We start from the raw sequence: 17,559 nt of genomic DNA, 5'->3' as shown, positions 1-17,559 counted from the left end.
ATTGCGAAAGATTATGTCTGCTTTAACAAATAAGCCTACAGCGGAAAGAAGGCAAGGAGAAGGCGATTTAAATGCCTTTTGGAGCAACTTAAGTTTTGCCCAAAAAGTCGAATTAAATAAATTAAATCGCTATGGTTATCAACTTGCTTTTGCGCGAAAACTAGAAGAAAACTACCTAGCATTCGCAAGATGTGATACTAGCTATGCAACAATCGACTATCTTGGCGAGGTCGATATGGAGCCACATTTTCGCATTCGCTAAAAAAGGCAACCTAGGTTGCCTTTTTATTTATTGTTTAATGCACTATTACATCGATTGCCAATCGACTTCGTCACTGAGCACTCGCTCAACAGACATATAATGCAAAATGTCGCCCTGTTTTATTTCCATTTCTAGTGGCGGATTCAAGTCTAATCCCTCACCGATACGGTTATGCGCTACACCTAAAATGGTCGCATCAAACTGCTTTTTAAAGTGGAAAAATAACACTTCAAATTTAACATTTTGCTTAATATCACCGACTTCCAAACTAAACTGAGTATCACCATGTAACGTTGAAAGCAGCTCTTCTTGAATACGACTTGAACCTGGATCTTGCATCGAGCGAACCAAAATTTCTACCGACTTCGAGCTCGTAGATTCCACGTTTTTGCAGTGCTCTCGCAACATCTCACTTTTACTTTCATCAAGAAAGTACGCGCTGATATGACAAGATGAATGCACTAAACGACTGATTTTCAGCGCTGTAGTAAACGTATGATCATCATCGTTGCCATCAACGATTACTTTATCAGCACCATCAATTGCCACACGCTTAAGTTCATCTACATCAGTGAAACTTGAAAGGCGAACAAAATCCACGTGTGGGTTATCTGAAAACGGATGCGTCATCTGCTCGTCAACGGCCAATAAAATTCGTCGCTCAAGGCGCTTGTTATCAGCCAAAATATAATTAATCATCTTACGTGTGCGCGAAGGATGATAACCAAAAATTAGAATATGTTCGCTTTGTCCTGAATAATCTTTATCGCCCGTCATAGATGCCTTGATTAACCCCGTAATACTTTGTCCAACTTTACCTAACACCACACCAAACAGTGCTAATCCAATAGGAATTTGCACCAAGGCTACAAATAGTTTTCCCCAATCGGAGCTGGGACTTAAATCGCCATACCCAACCGTCGAAGTGGTCACTATGTAGTAATAAATAAATTGATTTATCCCTAATAACTCTGTTTCTTTCGCTGCAAATAAACACACCCAAGTTAAGAGCATATGTGCTGCCAGCAGAGAAACAACCGACGTCCAACTTACGTAGTGAATATGGCGTCGAATAGCTACTAGAATTTTCTTTATAACTAAGTTCATGATAACTATTGTTTATTTTACTAATGATACGCACTGTAGCGCCATCTAATAAGTGGAGCAAGCAGTACGTGAAATTATCTCAGTTTAGATTGCAGTAAAAAAACAGCAAATTGATAGGCAAAATATTAAAACCCGTTCTAGACTTAATTTGAACTGTTAAGTTCGACAAAGGCAAACTCAGCGAAAGCTGATGACGCAAAGCTATCGGTCTAAGGGAGCATTCCTATGATTGCGAAGCTGCCACGATAACAGGTCGGGGGCTATGTAGGCTGCTTCGAAACCATCTCACGAATATAAGAATCATGGGACTTTGGTGCAGCCTTTATTTTAGCAATGCACCCTTACGCTTTTTTCGCCGTTTCGATGTATGCGTCAATCTGTGCTTCGAGTAAATTCAGAGGAAGTGAACCGTTTTTCAAAATTTGAAAGTGGAACTCTCTAATATCAAACTCAGCTCCTAACGCTTGCTCTGTCTTTTTACGTAAGCGCTTAATGGTTAACTCACCAATTTTGTATGATAACGCCTGTCCAGGCCATGAAATATAACGATCTGTTTCAGTTTTAATATTGTGCAGCGAAAGCGCAGAGTTATCCTGCATAAAGGTCATTGCGCGCTCACGGCTCCAACCAAACATATGCATACCTGTGTCGACAACTAAACGTGCCGCACGCCACATTTCATAGGTTAAACGGCCAAAATCACTGTAGGCATCTTGGTAAAAACCCATTTCTTTGCCGAGGTATTCAGAGTATAAGCCCCAGCCCTCGCCAAATGCCGAAATATAGTGACTGCGACGATAACCCGGCACATTTTCTAGTTCTTTATTGAGTGATATTTGTAAATGGTGACCCGGCACAGCTTCGTGCAATGTTAATGCTTCTAACACATAAAGCGGACGCTTATCTAAGCCATATGTATTTACCCAATAATACCCTGGCGCAGTGTCTTTATTCGCACCGACATAACGACCTGTTGTATATTTAGGCGCGATTGCGTCTGGTACTGGCGCTACGCCATAAGGTGTACGTGGTAGCAGTTTAAAAAACTTAGGTAACTGCGCATCTGCTTTTTTCGCTATAAACGACGCTTCTTTTAGTAGTTGCTCTGCCGATTTAGCGTAAAACTGCGGGTCAGTTCGTAAAAATTGCACAAATTCAGCAAAACTGCCGGTAAAGCCAGTTTTCGCAATTACTTGCTGCATTTCATCTCGAATCCGCTTCACCTCAGCTAAACCCAGCTGGTGTACCTGCTCGGCGGTCATATCAGTTGTGGTGTAATGCTTAACACGATTTTGATAAAACTCACTGCCATTTGGCGTGGTTGAAATACCAATTTCGGCACGTGCATTCGGCGCATATTCGGTTTCAAAGAACGATAAATAGCTTTGGTACGATGGAATCACGCTATTGCTTATAATCGATTGCGCTTGCGTTTTAAGTTTTGCAAAATCAACGTCAGAAATGTGCTCTGGCTTGTTTTTAAATGGCTTATAGAACTCCGACTGTTCTGGGCTTTTTACAATAAATGCATTAATTGAATCCTCATAACCCAACAGCACTGGTTTTGGCTGAGTTAGCCCTATCGCAATCCCCTTTTTCATCCACGCTATATTCTGCTCAAAATAACGCGGTACACCTGCAAGGCGTTTTAAGTAAAGCTGATAATCTTCAACGGTTTTAAAGCTGCTGCGCGACACCATAAATGACAATGCAGAGTGAAAACCAAACTCAGAGGTTAACGGCATGTAGTGTGCATTAAAGTCATACTCATCTACCGAGTTTTGCACTTGAGAAACAATAATCGCGTGGTTAATTCGGTTTTGCTCATCCAACGCGCTCACATCAACAGCGTTTAATCGCGCTAAAAACGCAACATTCTTGGCATGATTATTAGCTAGAAACTCAGGTGATAAATTTGGTAAAAAATAACCGTTAACACCTTCTTTTTGCTGATACGGATCAACACTTTTACGATATGCCACAATGTCATTCGCGACACTTTCAAAGACATTCACGCTCTGCGCTTGCACGCTCGTTGAACTAGGCTTTGTGATATCTTGAGTAGATTGACAGCCTACCAATAAAGTACTAGATAATGTCAACGCAACTAGGGATAAATTGAACGGTTTCATAAACAATAACCAAAATAGAAAATTGACCCAGCATACGCAAATTCAATTTTTAATCTCAACCAATTTGCGACCAAGTAAGTAAATAATTGCAAAAAATCATAAATTACTTAACTCAAAAACACTTAAGTCCAATAAAATCAACATAGTAAATACAGTAATCACACACCTTTTACATATCTCACTGAAATCACATCGTGCCACCGGTTAAATTTAAGCTAAATAAAAGCGATTTTTTTTAATAATTAATAGACTTTTCCTATTCCCAAAAGATAAAAATTGTTTTCTAATTACTTTGGACTTCAAGGGATGAAGGTTGCTAGTAATTTAGGGTGAATATTTAAGCAGTAATTAACCACTGAGGTTGGGATTTTATGAAGTACCATGATTCCATGGCACAGGCACAGCAAAAAATGACGGAGGTTTGCTGGTTTTTAGAAAGGTATAACTTACCACCAATTCCGATCAATTATCATACGATCTATAGCTATATCTCAAAATCTCATGATGCGCTGTGCGAAGAAATTGAAGCACTGCTTGCTGCCGACGAAAAATTAGATAGTTACATCCTAGAAAACCTATTTAGCCGCTATTTATCTGAACACGATTCAAGCCAGAAGCAACTTGTTAAAGGTGTGTCAGAAACAATTGATATTATGGATAATTCAGTTGACCAAAGTAGTGATAGCGTAAACAAGTATATCGCCACATTAGATAGCAGTTTAGTTGCCATTGACGATGCTGATATCAGTGAAGCAAAACAGCTTATTGCTGACTTAATTGATGCGAGCTATGAGCTCAAAGGTTCGCAACAACACGTGCATGAATCATTACTACAAGCTAGACAAGAGCTTAAAAATTGCCAGCAGCAACTGCAACAAATTGAAAAGCATCGCCATGTTGACCCACTAACCGGCCTATATAAAGAAACCTACATGGTGGACAAAGCTGCGGTTTGGGTTGAACAAGGTAAATCCCTGTGTGCTATAGCCATTGATATTGATGACTTTAATGACTTTAATGAGAAATATGGTCAAGCAGTTGGTGATGTTGTAATTGGTAAAGTCGCCAAAAAAATTCGTTCATACGTGCAAGACAGTGGTCTGCCAGTGCGCACTAAAGGCAAAGAATTTATGATTTTACTGCCTGACGTAAGCGTACAAACAGCAAAAGAAATTGCAGAACGCATGCGCTCTGGTGTAGAAAAGCTAAAATTTATAAGCTCTCGCAGTGGTAAGCGCTTACCAACATTAACCGTTTCGTTAGGTATTAGCGAGATGAAAGAAAAAGAGCAAGATCTTAAGCAGTTAACTGCAAGCGCCAGACACTCAGTCGCAAGAGCCAAACTTCAAGGTAAAAATAACGTATTTTATAATACTCATTAGGTTTTATGGCTATAAGGCTATTTAACCTAAAATCGGCGTAAAATTTAATGGAATTGTTACCCAATCGCGTGAGGTAGTGCGAGCTTAAAGCCTTGAAAGCCATCGCTACCTAACTGCTGCGCCCATTTGACCTGCTCTTCAGATTCAAGCTGCTCGCATACCACAACAACACCCAAACTGTGCGCCAATTTAATAATATTCTCAAGAAAGTACCAAGAGTCTTGCTTCTGTTCTAACTCACGAATAAAACTACCATCGAGCTTAACAATATCAACCGGCCACTTCCTCAATGCGAGTAATGTGTTGTCTCCAGTGCCAAAGTGGTCAATCGCTACTTTAGAACCCAATTTATGTAACTTAGAAATAACCTGCGGTGCAAGCTGGCTTTGCGACAGCATTTGCTCATCAAACTCCCAAATTATTGAGGTAAACAAATCAGAGAACTGATGTGCCTGCTCAGCTAACCACGCGTAAAAGGTATCGTCTAATACACTGTGAACCGATACATTAATACTCACTGGCAAATCCAATTGTCCTTTTACATACCAGCTTCTAATCAAATTAAAAATACGCTTATCGAGTTCGCCACTTGCTGAAAATTGCTCGGCTTTTGATTGCAGTAACAAAGTAGGGATCACTTCGTCCTGATAGGTGATTTTCGTGAGCACTTCTGAAAACATTAAACTAACTTGATCTGACATCATTACGCTATGCTGCGATAAGCCCAGTGTTGATTCATAATCGCCATTAAAACACGCTCACGTGTCGCCAGCATATCTGATACTTTTTTAATACGTTGAGACGGTTCATATAAATGATATTTTCTGCGTTCTTTCGCGGCGATTAACACGGCTTCATCTGCCGCTTTCATAACCTCCGACATTGCTTCACCGCTTTGCCATAACACAGCGCCTACTAATACTTCTTTCTTTTGCTGGTATTGCCCTTGCAAACGCGCCAAGTGCGACGCCATATCACTCAAAACTTTAACTAGCTCATCTCGCGTAACATGCTGTAAAACACACGCAAATTCATTGTCGTTTAAGCGAAAAATTCGTGCATTAACACCTTGCTTTGAATGTGTTTGCAAGGTGTATATCACATCTTCTAAAAAGGACCGCGCTACCGAAAATCCCTCTTTACGACGAACCGTTTCCCACTCACTTAAGCGCACTAATATTAGTGCTCCGCTTTGGTTTTTCTCATCACTTAGCAATTGTTCAAATTGCGCGCAAAACAAACGGCGATTACCAAGTTGCGTAAGTTCATCTCTGTATAACGCGTTTTTAGCATGTTCCAAGCGCTGAGTTAGCTCGTTGACCAGCTCTTTCACTTGATTTGTCATGCGATTGTGGCTCGACATTAACGCGTTCATTTCAGACACACTTTGTATCTCAGGTGCTTCGGTAAACTCTTTATTCGCAAGTTTATTGGTGTGTTGATGCAAAGCATCTATCGGGGCTTTAAGCGCGCGAATTGCAATGTGTAAAATAAACCAAGCAAAACAGATGAAAAAAGCAAATACCGCACACACATCTTTAAATGAGCCATAGATATAGTTATTCGCGGGCGAAGCCTGTAGCTGCAATTGCACCATGTATTCTTGCTCCGCAAGTGCGAAACTTTGTTGAAATAATGGACTAGAAACAGACAGGTAATTCGCAAGCCATTTCGGCATAGTCGAGGGCTGTGTAGCACGCTTTTCAATTAAAGTTTTATCAAGGTGCTGCACTCTAATATAAGCATATCGATGTAAGCGGCTAAACTGTGAAACATGCTCCGTCAATAACTGGTGATTAGCATTTGCAGACTGCGAAATACTTTGCACTAACGTTAACCCCAACAATTCAGTTTGCTCAGCGAGCTGATGCTTCATAAATGCTTTGCTATTGCTCACGGTAAAACTGGTTATCACAATAAAAAGTGAGACCATAATGAAAGCAACAATCACATTAAAATAGGTTTTCAGGGTCATCGATTGTTTTGACTAATTTTTATTCCATAATTCCAGTTTAGTGTGAGATCAATAAAAGTGCCCAATTTAAGCGCTAAGGCACGCTGATGATTGTCATTTGTTATTCCATTCGAGTAAACTATGGACGTTAATAATCATAGGATTGAAAATGAAGCCACACGACGAGCAAACTGACTTTGGTTACAAATCTGTTGCACGAGAAGAAAAGCAGGGCCTAGTCGCCGATGTATTCCATTCTGTTGCAGCTAAATATGATGTAATGAACGATTTAATGTCGTTTGGTATTCACCGTTTATGGAAACGCCACACAATTGCTTGCTCGGGTGCCCGCGCTGGCCAAACAATTCTTGACTTAGCCGGTGGCACAGGTGATTTAACGGCACGTTTTAGCGATATCGTTGGCCCAGAAGGCCAAGTAGTATTAGGCGATATTAACGACTCAATGCTTAAAGTGGGTCGCGAAAAACTGCGTAACCTAGGTAAAGTAGGTAACATTGAATACGTACAAATGAACGCCGAAGCGTTACCATTCCCAGATAACACCTTTGACCTTATTACAATTGCGTTTGGCCTTCGCAACGTAACCGATAAAAGCAAAGCTCTGGCGTCAATGCAGCGTGTATTAAAGCCAGGTGGTCGTTTACTGGTATTAGAGTTTTCAAAACCTATTCACGAACCACTGAGTAAAGCCTACGATTTCTACTCGTTTAACCTGTTACCGAATATGGGCAAGTTAGTTGCGAATGACGCTGAATCATATCGCTATTTAGCGGAATCAATTCGCATGCACCCAGATCAAGAAACGCTTAAGCAAATGATGGAAGATGTGGGTTTTGAAATGACTAGCTACGAAAACCTAACTGGTGGCATTGTGGCACTTCATAAAGGGTTTAAATTCTAAGCTTATGGTGTCGAGCCTAATTTCTGCCGCAATAGAACAACTGCTGAATCAACTAACCAAGCTTGATGGGCAGTTTGTCTCTGAGTTACATGCAGCTACGCGTAAACAGCTTACCATTGATGTTACCGATATTTCGTTGTTTATTACGCTGTTATTTGATGGTCAACGCTTTCATGTTTTACCAAAAGGCGATAGCCAAAGCGACTGCCTCATTCGCGCAGATTTAAGTACCTTGCTTGAACTCAAGCAACCAGAAAAAGTAACCCAACTAATTCGCAGCGGCAAACTCGACCTTGAAGGTGATTTAAACCTAGCCCAACAATATAGCAAGGCATTTAACGCGCTGAACATCGACTGGGCTGATAATTTGTCATCGTATTTAGGTGATGGCCCGGCATACACGCTAGTCAATGGCATTAAACACGCGGTTAGTAACGCAAAAAAACAAAGTGCGGTATCACAGACAACGTTTACCAGCTTACTGCAAGACGAGTTAAAAGTGTCTATTCACCCACTGGAAGCGCAATTATTTAAACAGCAGTGTCGCTCATTACAGCAAGGCTTAGCGCAATTAGAGCAGCGCGTAGATAAGCTTTGTAACGCAATTTAAGGGCTCAATTAGTGCATTTTTCACGTGCTTATAAAATTATTAAAACCTTTCTTAACTATGGTTTAGATGAACTAATTCCGGCACACCTGTTTCCTTGGTATGGCAAACTCGCGCGCAGTTGTTTTTTTTGGCTTGGCAATAAACATAAAGATAAAAGTGTCGGTCAGCGTTTGCGTTTAGCCCTTGAGTCATTGGGGCCTGTATGGGTTAAATTTGGCCAAATGCTATCAACTCGCCGTGATTTATTACCCCCTGATATCGCGAAAGAACTTAGTTTATTACAAGATAATGTCGCACCATTCGACGGCAATAAAGCGCAACAGCTAATAGAACAAGCACTAGAACTCGATGATATTCATCAGCTATTTGAACAGTTTGAACAAACACCGCTAGCTTCCGCATCTATTGCACAAGTTCATACTGCACAACTAAAACACGCAGGCGAGCTACACGAAGTTGTGATTAAAGTTATTCGTCCTGACATTGAAGACGCTATTTACTCTGATCTCAAGCTAATGGCACAACTGGCCAAGTTAGTCAGTCAATTTATGCCCGATGGCAAACGATTACGCCCTGTGGAAGTCATTAACGAGTATCGGAAAACCCTGTTAGATGAACTCGACTTACAGCGTGAAGGTGCTAATGCAATTCAGCTTAAACGTAATTTTGAAGATTCAGATAGTCTTTATATTCCTTACGTTTATAGCGATTTAAGCCGTAAAAACGTGCTTGTTATGGAACGCATATATGGCATTCCAGTATCAGATCTTGAAGCGCTAGAAGCACAAAACACTAACTTACAGCTACTTGCCGAACGCGGTGTTGAGGTCTTCTTTACCCAAGTATTCCGCGACAGCTTTTTTCATGCTGATATGCACCCTGGTAATATTTTTGTATCGCGAGAGCACCCTGAAAACCCAATGTATATTGGTATAGATTGCGGTATCGTCGGTACGCTCAATAAAGAAGATAAACGCTATCTAGCGGAAAACTTTATTGCATTCTTTAACCGCGACTATCGCAAAGTTGCAGAGCTTCATGTTGATTCAGGTTGGGTGCCAGCCGATACAAATGTTGAAGAGTTTGAGTTTGCAATTCGCACCGTATGCGAACCTATATTCCAAAAACCACTAGCCGAAATATCATTTGGCCAAGTGCTGGTAAACCTGTTTAATACCGCTAGACGCTTTAATATGGAAGTACAGCCGCAGCTTGTGTTACTGCAAAAAACCTTACTTTATATTGAAGGGCTGGGCCGTCAGCTTTATCCGCAACTTGATCTTTGGAAAACCGCTAAACCATTCTTAGAAGAATGGGTAAAACAGCAAATTGGCCCGAAAGCGGTATTATCACAAATTAAAGAAAATCTGCCATTTTGGGGTGAAAAACTGCCTGAAATGCCAGATTTACTCTACAAAGCACTTAAACAACACACTAATTCGAGTGCAAACGTCACAATACAACAATCTAATCGTGCTATAGTCTGGGCAATATTTGCCATGACATTCACATTAACTGGCACAGTATTTTTTGTTACTAACTTCATTATTCCTGCTGCTGCACTGTTTACGGCTGCAACAGTGAGCGCTTGGCGAGCTTTGCGACATTCAAGCAATCATTAGGTATAATTTAACCATCTACTGATTTGGAGAACATATTATGGGTATTGGTGGTATTAGCATTTGGCAGCTACTTATTATCTTGGCAATTATCGTATTACTGTTTGGTACTAAAAAACTGCGCGGTATTGGTAGTGATTTAGGTGGCGCTGTTAAAGGATTTAAAAAAGCAGTATCAGATGAAGACAAACAATCTGACGCAATTCAAAACAAAAGCGAAAGCGATAAAGTTACCGACAGCGAAAAAAAGCACGATAAGGTTTAAATAATGGGCTTTTGGGAGCTATTTGTTGTTTTAGTTGTAGGCCTAATTGTACTCGGCCCTGAACGCTTACCTACTGCGGTACGCTCAGTAGCGCGCTGGATAAAAACGGTCAAACAAATGGCAACAAATGTACAGGCTGAAATTAATGAAGAACTGCGCGTTCATGAATTGCACCAAAACTTAAAGAAAGCAGAACAACAAGGTATGGATAACCTGTCGCCAGAGCTAAAACGCTCAGTTACTGAACTTTCAGAAGCGGCGCAATCGGTAACTCACAGTTACAAAAATACCGAACAAAATACAGAGCAAGCGCAGAACAGCAATAATGACCAACAACCAAAGTAACGCTGAACCAGCGCCAACCTTTATTAGTCACCTAGTAGAATTACGCAACCGACTAATGCGAGCACTCGCATCCATTTTGTTGATATTTTTAGCATTGGTTTATTTTGCTAATGATATTTACGAATTCGTTGCAACACCGCTTATTTCGCACTTACCCGAAAATGCGAGCATGATTGCAACCGATGTTACGGCGCCGTTTTTTGCGCCATTCAAACTCACATTGTTCGCTGCGTTGTTTTTAGCCTTCCCGTTTATTTTGCATCAAATTTGGGGGTTTATTGCGCCCGGCTTGTATCAAAATGAAAAGCGCGCGCTAATTCCAATTCTGGCAGCCTCAGTAATTTTATTTTATGGCGGCATTGCCTTTTGTTATTACCTTGTAATGCCAATTGTACTGGGATTCTTCACTGGCATTGGCCCTGAAGTAATGACCATTACACCCGATATCAGCAGTTATTTAAGCTTTGTCTTAAAGCTATTCTTCGCGTTTGGTATTGCGTTTGAAATTCCTGTCGCCATTATGCTGCTGTGTTGGAGCGGTGCGACAACAAAAGAAAAACTAAAAGAAAAGCGACCTTATGTTGTCGTTGGCGCATTTGTTATTGCGATGTTCTTAACGCCACCAGATGTTTTATCACAAACATTGTTGGCTATTCCCATGCTAGCCCTTTTTGAGTTAGGCTTACTGCTAGCAGGATTTTATCAAAAGAACACAGACCCTGAAGAGGCTAAAAACTAAAATGAAAAAGTTATCTATTGTTTTATTCTCACTACTTACTTTGCCGCTAAGTGCGCAAGAAATTAATACACAGGCATTAAAAGCATGTAGTTTTATCGAAAATGATTTTCAGCGCTTGCAGTGTTATGACCAAGTTGTTGCAGGAAAAGAGCTTACAGCAGCAAAAGCGAACAACAATAAAAAAGCTAAGCCTGCGGCCGCTGCGCAAGCAGCAAACAACAAAGCAAAACCACAAACAGCAAAAGACGATTTTGGCCTTGAGCATAAAAATGTAAAAAAAGAGGCGGATGAAATAACCTCTGTTGTGGTTGGCGTTAAGAAAAAACCACACGGCGAGCTTATGATAATGTTAGAGAACGGCCATGTTTGGCACCAAATTGGCTCTGATTACTTTACGGTTAAAGAAGGTGAGACAGTTATCGTTTCTCGCGGCATGTTTAATTCATTTACGATGAAAGTTGAAGGTAGAAACAGAGGAATTAAAGTAAAACGTAAATAATCGTATGCGTTACTTTGATATCGGTGTAAACCTCAGCAGCGAGCAATTTGCCAAAGACAGAGCAGATGTAATTTGCCGTGCCCAATCGGCAGGCATTGAGAATATGCTACTAATTGGTTCAAACATTGATGATAGCCGCCAAGCTATTGCGCTCGCCCACACCTTTAATCTAACAGCAAGTGCGGGCATTCACCCGCATGATGCGAAAACAGCACAAGGCAATTATTGCGAAACCATCGCGTCACTGGCAAGCGATAGCGCCGTAATTGCAATTGGTGAGTGTGGCCTCGATTATAATCGGGACTTTTCACCACGCGACAAACAGCGCGAAGTATTTGCCGCACAAGTGGCACTGGCAAATAAACTTAATAAACCGCTTTATATGCATCAGCGTGATGCGCATCAAGACTTTTTAGCAATAGTAAAAGAAGCTGAAGTACCAGGCGTTGTGCATTGTTTTACTGACAGTGAGCAAGCTTTAGAGGCGTATTTAGAACTCGGTTTTTATATTGGCATCACGGGTTGGCTGTGCGATGAACGCCGCGGAGATACGTTGCGTCAATTATTGCCACAAATTCCGCTCGACAAGCTGTTGTTTGAAACCGATGCACCGTATTTGTTACCACGCAATATTAAACCTAAGCCAAAATCTCGCCGCTGTGAACCAGTGCATATTACACATGTTGTTGCCCAAGCCGCTGAGTTGTATGGGTTACCTGTAGAAGAAGTCGCTGATGCAGCATTTAACAATGCGCATAAACTCTTTGCTTTGGAAGTGAGTGCATGCGACTGATCTTGTTTATTTGCCTATTATTCTCATGTGCACTGCAAGCAAATACCTTAAATACTAAATTAAACGGATACACCCAGTTAGTATTTGACTACAGCCTAGTACCAAGTGATTCTCCTGAGAAAATCCCAGTAAATACCTGGCAACGTGTTGAATCAGGGCAAGTCAATCTTGGCTTGGGTAATTCACCTGTTTGGCTGAAATTTAAGATAAATAATAATACACAGATGCAGCAAGAGCTCTTTTTGTTTAACGCATTTGTTCATATCGATAAGCTCACGTTATTTCAAAAAGGCAACAACTTAGCGCAAACCCAGCTTACACTTGGTGATAGCATGCCGATTAAAACGCGCTATTTAAAAGATGCTGATCAGATATTTAAACTCAGCCTGTCACCAAATACACACTATGAATACTATATAAAAGCTGAAACAGCAGGTGTAATGAAGCTTAACTTATCGCTTTGGCAGCACGATAAGTACATTGAGAAAAAAGCCAAGTTCAACCTGATTATGGGGCTGATATTAGGAGTGATGTTTGCTTCATCGCTGATTTTATCTGTGCTGTTTTTAATTACTAAAAAGCAAAGCTTTGCTCTTGCAGCAGTGTTTAATATTTGCGTTTGGTTTTTATTTGCGTGGCTACTCGGCTATGTTTATCGCTATATTTCTGACCAAAGCTTTTGGCTAATTCATACCATTATTCCGGCGTTAACCATCTTTGTGCTCGTCCCACTAAACATTCTTACCGAACGAATTTTAGGGCTACATAGCCTCGCTAAGCCACACGTTGCCTGTTTGCGCATTACGCTTGGTATCAGCTTAGCTTTAGTAGTTATAACACCTTTTTTAAGCTATACCATAGCGCTTACTGTAGCGGTTATTTTTGCGCTTATTCATGTGCTTATTTTGTTACTGATAACCGGCATTCGCGCGCAGAAAAAAGACACCAAGGCACAATTACTTGTAGTGTGCATTTTGCCGCTGCTAATCACCCTTTTGTATAAAGGCGCATTGCTGTTTTCTTACAGTATCTACTTTAGCCAACTTATGGTGGTGTTTGGTGTAAGTTATCTGATTAGCTGTATTGCCCTCACTTTAATTGCAATTAGCCAATATATTCAACAGCGCGATATTAAAGTAAGTCAGCAACAAAAACGCCTTGCAGAAGCGGAAGCTAACGAAGCCATTCAGAGTGAAACAATTCGCTTACAAGAGTTACACCAAGAAGAATTAGAAAGTAAAATACAGCAGCGTACTTTTGAGCTAGAAGTGACCCTTAGAGAACTACAAGAAAAGAACCTTGAGCTCGAAGAACTAAATACACTTGATGCATTAACTGGGCTGCGTAATCGCCGTCATTTTGATAAGAAAATCACCATGGAGTTTCGTCGCTCTCGCCGTGAGCAAACACCTTTGGCTGTAGTAATGTTGGATATCGACCATTTCAAACCAATCAATGACGAATATGGTCATTTAGCGGGTGATGAAGCGATTAAGTATGTTGCAGCGAGTATCAAAGGGGCATTGCGTCGTCCATCGGATATCGCATGTCGCTATGGCGGTGAAGAGTTTGCCCTGATTTTACCAAATACCGATAGCCAAGGTGCTAAGTTAGTTTCTGAAACCATTCGTCAAAATATTGCAAAACATGCGATAAAAACCAGCTCTGGTGATGTAAAACTGACTATTAGCGCCGGCATATTTAGCAAGACTGCCGATGCAAGCTTAGATCCAAATCAATATACCGACTGGGCAGATAAGGCACTCTATAGCGCCAAGCAGCAAGGTCGTAATCGTGTTTTTATTGCCGATTCAACCCAGTCACCCAAAGACCCCGAGGAGTTATAATGGCCCAATCAGGTTTAGATTTATTCCCATATTCACGCATGCGCCGTATGCGTAAAGACCCTTTTTCACGCAAATTAATGCAAGAAAACGTACTTACAACGGCCGATTTAATTTATCCAGTATTTGTATTAGAGGGTAAAAGTCGTCGTGAAAAAATTGATTCTATGCCAGGAATTGAACGTCTGTCGATAGATTTACTTATTGAAGAGGCAAAAGAACTTGCGGCACTTGGTGTACCTGCGATCGCTATCTTTCCAGTGACGCCAGCAGATAAAAAATCACTTGAAGCAGAAGAAGCGTACAACCCTGAAGGTCTTGCACAGCGTACCGTTAAAGCACTTAAGCAAGCAGTGCCAGAAATGGGCGTCATAACTGATGTTGCTCTCGACCCATTTACGGTACACGGTCAAGACGGCATTATTGATGAAGACGGTTACGTACTAAACGACATCACAACAGACATTCTAGTTAAGCAAGCTCTGTCTCACGCCGAGGCAGGAGCAGATGTTGTTGCCCCATCAGATATGATGGACGGTCGCATTGGTGCGATTCGTGAAGCATTAGAAGATGCCGGTTTTATCAACACGCGCATTATGGCTTATTCGGCAAAATATGCTTCGAGCTACTATGGTCCATTTAGAGATGCAGTCGGTTCTGCCGGCAATTTAAAAGGTGCTGACAAAAAGACCTACCAAATGGACCCTGCCAATTCAGACGAGGCGCTACGTGAAGTCGCATTAGATCTGCAAGAAGGTGCAGATATGGTAATGGTAAAACCTGGCATGCCTTACCTTGACGTGGTACGCCGCGTAAAAGATGAATTTGGCGTACCAACCTTTGCCTACCAAGTAAGCGGTGAATACGCGATGCACATGGCGGCTATCGAAAATGGTTGGTTAGCTGAAAAACCAATCGTTATGGAGTCATTACTTGCTTTTAAACGCGCTGGCGCCGATGGCATTTTAACCTACTTCGCTAAGAAAGCTGCGATTTGGTTAAACGAAAAAGACTAGGCTCTGTTGATCTTTGCTGTTCTATTTTTGTTCTGTTTGAGCGTGCTTTTATCGCGGCGCTTGATGTGTGGCCTAGCAATCAAAGCAAATATTGAGAAACAAACAGAAAAGGGCGCTTAGCGCCCTTTTTTATTGTTGCCAGCAAAGTTATCGCCGCGCAGCACAATTTAATAACCCTTAATGCAGCACCATAATAAAACCATAGCAGAGTATCGCAAGCAAAAGGCCTGCGCCTGCGCGCTGCAAATAAACTAACTTCATTTCTCGCTTAATCCAATAAAAATACATAAACTGCAAAAAACAGGTTGCCGTTGCGCCAAAACAGGCAAATAGGCATAAATAAATCACTTGCAACATCGCTGTCTCAGCTCAAAATAAAAATTTATATCTAATAACTATAATGGCTAATCGCCACTAAACACAACGTTTTTAATTAAACCCCTTGTTTTTACTTGCTTAAACCAAAATCAAAGTTGATATATAACTAAAAAGAATATAGCTAGATTTAAAGTTATTTTTTTCTTTCCATGCTCTTCTCTATGCTCCATGCTAAATATTTGCCTGTAACGCAATCAGCCTGATAACACAGCGCAAAATTATCGCTTTCTTAGGGGACAACACGTGGACTATTTTCCAATTTTTACCAAGCTTGAAAATAAGCCTGTATTAATTGTTGGTGGTGGTGATGTAGCACATCGCAAATGCCAAGCTATGCTGCAGGCTAACGCCAGCATTACCCTTGTTGCGCCCGAGTTTTGTGCGGAATTAATAGCACTTAGTAACGCTAAAAAAGTAACCCTTATCCACGATTACTTTACTGAGCAACATGTTAACAACCAGAGCTTAGTTATTGCGGCAACAGATCTTGAAGCCGTTAATAAAGCAGTTTTCGATGCAGCCGAAGCAAAGAATATTTTCGTAAATGTGGTTGATGATCAACCAAAGTGCAGTTTTATTTTTCCATCGATTGTGGATCGCAGCCCTATTACCATCGCGATTTCGAGCGCAGGCAAAGCGCCGGTGCTTGCGCGTCGCTTACGTGAAAAGCTTGAAACCATAATCCCACAGCATATTGGCCCATTAGCGCAGCTTGCGGGTAACTTCCGCGATAAAGTAAAAAGCCAGTTAGATAGCTTTAGCAAACGTCGCATGTTTTGGGAAAAAGCATTTACTTCAGATGCAGTAGCGCAAGTAGCTAAAGGCGATATCGCTGCTGCAGAACAAACCTTTGAAAACATCTTAGCAGGTGACAACCAGTTGAGCGGCGAAGTGTTTGTGGTCGGTGCGGGCCCAGGTGATCCTGAGCTTTTAACGATTAAAGCACTGCAAGCAATGCAAACCGCGGATGTTATCGTATACGACTATTTAGTGTCTGACGAAATTATGGCACTGGTGCGTAAAGACGCAGAGCTGGTGTGTGTTGGCAAACGCTTAGGTAATCACAGCGTGCCGCAAGATGAAATCAACCAAATCTTGGTTGAGCTTGCTAAGCAAGGTAAAAAAGTATGCCGTTTAAAAGGCGGTGACCCGTTTATCTATGGTCGCGGCGGTGAAGAAGTACAAGAGCTGGCAAAGCACCAAGTTGCGTTTCAAATTGTACCAGGCATTACTGCCGCAGCAGGCTGCTCGGCATATGCGGGTATTCCGCTTACGCACCGCGATCATGCGCAGGCAATTCAATTTGTCACAGGCCATTGTAAAAAAGAGGGCCAAGAACTTGATTGGCAATCTCTGGCAAAAGCAAATCAAACTCTCGCTGTTTATATGGGTGTGATAAAATCGCCGCATATTCAAGCAAAACTGATTGAATATGGGCGCGCACCTGAGACACCTGTAGCAATTATTGAGAACGGCACACGTAAAGAACAGCGTGTGGTAACAGGTGAACTCAATGACTTGGCAAATTTAATTGAACGCGAGCAAATTAAATCGCCAGCATTACTGATTATTGGTGAAGTAGCCAACCTTAGCAAAGAGCTTGCTTGGTTTGGTAATTCACAACAGTCACATTTGTCGAGCAGCCAGCTGCTCACCAATGCGGCATAAAGAATTTAGAATTAACTTTACGTT

Annotated in this window: 17 protein-coding genes and 1 riboswitch; of the genes, 13 read left to right on the top strand and 4 right to left on the bottom strand. The window is 41.3% G+C overall.

The window, feature by feature from the left end; translation table 11 throughout:
* The first annotated feature begins 13 nt into the window (after positions 1 to 13).
* Complete coding sequence (locus tag C2M30_RS20560; protein WP_010561489.1) at positions 14 to 262, top strand: hypothetical protein; 249 nt, start codon at positions 14 to 16, stop codon at positions 260 to 262.
* 45 nt (positions 263 to 307) lie between these two features.
* On the opposite strand, the gene C2M30_RS20555 is transcribed toward C2M30_RS20560, so the two are convergent.
* On the bottom strand, positions 308 to 1,369 hold the full coding sequence (locus C2M30_RS20555; RefSeq protein WP_105173150.1) for a potassium channel family protein: 1,062 nt from the start codon (positions 1,367 to 1,369) through the stop codon (positions 308 to 310).
* A gap of 160 nt (positions 1,370 to 1,529) precedes the next feature.
* Positions 1,530 to 1,614, top strand: a riboswitch (cyclic di-GMP riboswitch).
* Positions 1,615 to 1,710: 96 nt separating this feature from the next.
* Positions 1,711 to 3,501 carry a DUF885 domain-containing protein gene (locus tag C2M30_RS20550; protein ID WP_105173149.1) on the bottom strand — a complete coding sequence of 597 codons (1,791 nt, stop codon included), beginning with the start codon at positions 3,499 to 3,501 and terminating at the stop codon, positions 1,711 to 1,713.
* Positions 3,502 to 3,872: 371 nt separating this feature from the next.
* Here C2M30_RS20550 and C2M30_RS20545 point away from each other — a divergent pair, with 371 nt between their 5' ends.
* Positions 3,873 to 4,883, top strand: a complete 1,011-nt coding sequence (locus tag C2M30_RS20545) for a GGDEF domain-containing protein (RefSeq protein WP_100914340.1) — start codon at positions 3,873 to 3,875, stop codon at positions 4,881 to 4,883.
* Positions 4,884 to 4,939: 56 nt separating this feature from the next.
* On the opposite strand, the gene C2M30_RS20540 is transcribed toward C2M30_RS20545, so the two are convergent.
* Both C2M30_RS20540 and C2M30_RS20535 read right to left on the bottom strand, forming a co-directional pair.
* The gene (locus C2M30_RS20540) at positions 4,940 to 5,587 is read right to left on the bottom strand and encodes an EAL domain-containing protein (protein WP_105173148.1); all 648 of its coding nucleotides are present in this window, start codon (positions 5,585 to 5,587) and stop codon (positions 4,940 to 4,942) included.
* On the bottom strand, positions 5,587 to 6,759 hold the full coding sequence (locus C2M30_RS20535) for a GGDEF domain-containing protein (protein ID WP_158683608.1): 1,173 nt from the start codon (positions 6,757 to 6,759) through the stop codon (positions 5,587 to 5,589). Before C2M30_RS20535 ends, C2M30_RS20540 begins: the two co-directional genes overlap by 1 nt.
* 247 nt (positions 6,760 to 7,006) lie before the next feature.
* Here C2M30_RS20535 and ubiE point away from each other — a divergent pair, with 247 nt between their 5' ends.
* The 11 genes from ubiE (at position 7,007) to cysG (ending at position 17,535) form a co-directional block, all read left to right on the top strand.
* The gene (gene ubiE / locus C2M30_RS20530) at positions 7,007 to 7,759 is read left to right on the top strand and encodes a bifunctional demethylmenaquinone methyltransferase/2-methoxy-6-polyprenyl-1,4-benzoquinol methylase UbiE (RefSeq protein WP_100914342.1); all 753 of its coding nucleotides are present in this window, start codon (positions 7,007 to 7,009) and stop codon (positions 7,757 to 7,759) included.
* Positions 7,760 to 7,763: 4 nt separating this feature from the next.
* The gene (locus C2M30_RS20525) at positions 7,764 to 8,369 is read left to right on the top strand and encodes a ubiquinone biosynthesis accessory factor UbiJ (protein ID WP_105173146.1); all 606 of its coding nucleotides are present in this window, start codon (positions 7,764 to 7,766) and stop codon (positions 8,367 to 8,369) included.
* An 11-nt stretch (positions 8,370 to 8,380) separates the two neighbouring features.
* Complete coding sequence (gene ubiB / locus C2M30_RS20520; protein WP_105173145.1) at positions 8,381 to 9,991, top strand: ubiquinone biosynthesis regulatory protein kinase UbiB; 1,611 nt, start codon at positions 8,381 to 8,383, stop codon at positions 9,989 to 9,991.
* A 37-nt stretch (positions 9,992 to 10,028) separates the two neighbouring features.
* On the top strand, positions 10,029 to 10,253 hold the full coding sequence (gene tatA, locus C2M30_RS20515) for a Sec-independent protein translocase subunit TatA (RefSeq protein ID WP_010561481.1): 225 nt from the start codon (positions 10,029 to 10,031) through the stop codon (positions 10,251 to 10,253).
* A 3-nt stretch (positions 10,254 to 10,256) separates the two neighbouring features.
* Positions 10,257 to 10,598 carry a Sec-independent protein translocase protein TatB gene (tatB, locus tag C2M30_RS20510; protein WP_100914345.1) on the top strand — a complete coding sequence of 114 codons (342 nt, stop codon included), beginning with the start codon at positions 10,257 to 10,259 and terminating at the stop codon, positions 10,596 to 10,598.
* Positions 10,579 to 11,337: a twin-arginine translocase subunit TatC gene (tatC, locus tag C2M30_RS20505; RefSeq protein WP_105173144.1), complete on the top strand. Its 759-nt coding sequence runs from the start codon at positions 10,579 to 10,581 to the stop codon at positions 11,335 to 11,337. Before tatB ends, tatC begins: the two co-directional genes overlap by 20 nt.
* A gap of 1 nt (position 11,338) precedes the next feature.
* Positions 11,339 to 11,836, top strand: coding sequence for a type VI secretion system-associated protein TagO (locus tag C2M30_RS20500; RefSeq protein WP_105173143.1), 498 nt, complete (start codon positions 11,339 to 11,341; stop codon positions 11,834 to 11,836).
* Between the two features lie 4 nt (positions 11,837 to 11,840).
* The gene (locus C2M30_RS20495) at positions 11,841 to 12,629 is read left to right on the top strand and encodes a TatD family hydrolase (RefSeq protein WP_105173142.1); all 789 of its coding nucleotides are present in this window, start codon (positions 11,841 to 11,843) and stop codon (positions 12,627 to 12,629) included.
* A complete protein-coding gene (locus C2M30_RS20490) occupies positions 12,620 to 14,476 on the top strand; it encodes a sensor domain-containing diguanylate cyclase (protein WP_105173141.1) in 1,857 nt (618 codons plus the stop codon). The genes C2M30_RS20495 and C2M30_RS20490 overlap by 10 nt, the downstream gene beginning before the upstream one ends.
* Positions 14,476 to 15,489, top strand: coding sequence for a porphobilinogen synthase (gene hemB / locus C2M30_RS20485; protein WP_100914350.1), 1,014 nt, complete (start codon positions 14,476 to 14,478; stop codon positions 15,487 to 15,489). Before C2M30_RS20490 ends, hemB begins: the two co-directional genes overlap by 1 nt.
* A 621-nt stretch (positions 15,490 to 16,110) precedes the next feature.
* Positions 16,111 to 17,535: a siroheme synthase CysG gene (gene cysG, locus C2M30_RS20475; RefSeq protein ID WP_105173139.1), complete on the top strand. Its 1,425-nt coding sequence runs from the start codon at positions 16,111 to 16,113 to the stop codon at positions 17,533 to 17,535.
* Positions 17,536 to 17,559 lie beyond the last annotated feature (24 nt).

Source organism: Pseudoalteromonas sp. T1lg24, assembly GCF_002964745.1.
Classification (GTDB): Bacteria; Pseudomonadota; Gammaproteobacteria; order Enterobacterales; family Alteromonadaceae; genus Pseudoalteromonas; species Pseudoalteromonas spongiae.
This window is presented reverse-complemented; position numbering and strand designations above follow the sequence as displayed.

Bases quoted from the DNA above. Each gene is read 5' to 3' on its own strand.
- C2M30_RS20550 (WP_105173149.1), bottom strand. From the start codon at position 3,501: ATGAAACCGTTCAATTTATCCCTAGTTGCGTTGACATTATCTAGTACT.
- C2M30_RS20555 (WP_105173150.1), bottom strand. From the start codon at position 1,369: ATGAACTTAGTTATAAAGAAAATTCTAGTAGCTATTCGACGCCATATT.
- tatC (WP_105173144.1), top strand. From the start codon at position 10,579: ATGACCAACAACCAAAGTAACGCTGAACCAGCGCCAACCTTTATTAGT.
- hemB (WP_100914350.1), top strand. From the start codon at position 14,476: ATGGCCCAATCAGGTTTAGATTTATTCCCATATTCACGCATGCGCCGT.
- tatB (WP_100914345.1), top strand. From the start codon at position 10,257: ATGGGCTTTTGGGAGCTATTTGTTGTTTTAGTTGTAGGCCTAATTGTA.
- C2M30_RS20545 (WP_100914340.1), top strand. From the start codon at position 3,873: ATGAAGTACCATGATTCCATGGCACAGGCACAGCAAAAAATGACGGAG.
- C2M30_RS20560 (WP_010561489.1), top strand. From the start codon at position 14: ATGTCTGCTTTAACAAATAAGCCTACAGCGGAAAGAAGGCAAGGAGAA.
- C2M30_RS20540 (WP_105173148.1), bottom strand. From the start codon at position 5,587: ATGATGTCAGATCAAGTTAGTTTAATGTTTTCAGAAGTGCTCACGAAA.
- C2M30_RS20535 (WP_158683608.1), bottom strand. From the start codon at position 6,759: ATGAAGCATCAGCTCGCTGAGCAAACTGAATTGTTGGGGTTAACGTTA.
- C2M30_RS20490 (WP_105173141.1), top strand. From the start codon at position 12,620: ATGCGACTGATCTTGTTTATTTGCCTATTATTCTCATGTGCACTGCAA.
- tatA (WP_010561481.1), top strand. From the start codon at position 10,029: ATGGGTATTGGTGGTATTAGCATTTGGCAGCTACTTATTATCTTGGCA.
- C2M30_RS20495 (WP_105173142.1), top strand. From the start codon at position 11,841: ATGCGTTACTTTGATATCGGTGTAAACCTCAGCAGCGAGCAATTTGCC.
- C2M30_RS20525 (WP_105173146.1), top strand. From the start codon at position 7,764: ATGGTGTCGAGCCTAATTTCTGCCGCAATAGAACAACTGCTGAATCAA.
- C2M30_RS20500 (WP_105173143.1), top strand. From the start codon at position 11,339: ATGAAAAAGTTATCTATTGTTTTATTCTCACTACTTACTTTGCCGCTA.
- ubiE (WP_100914342.1), top strand. From the start codon at position 7,007: ATGAAGCCACACGACGAGCAAACTGACTTTGGTTACAAATCTGTTGCA.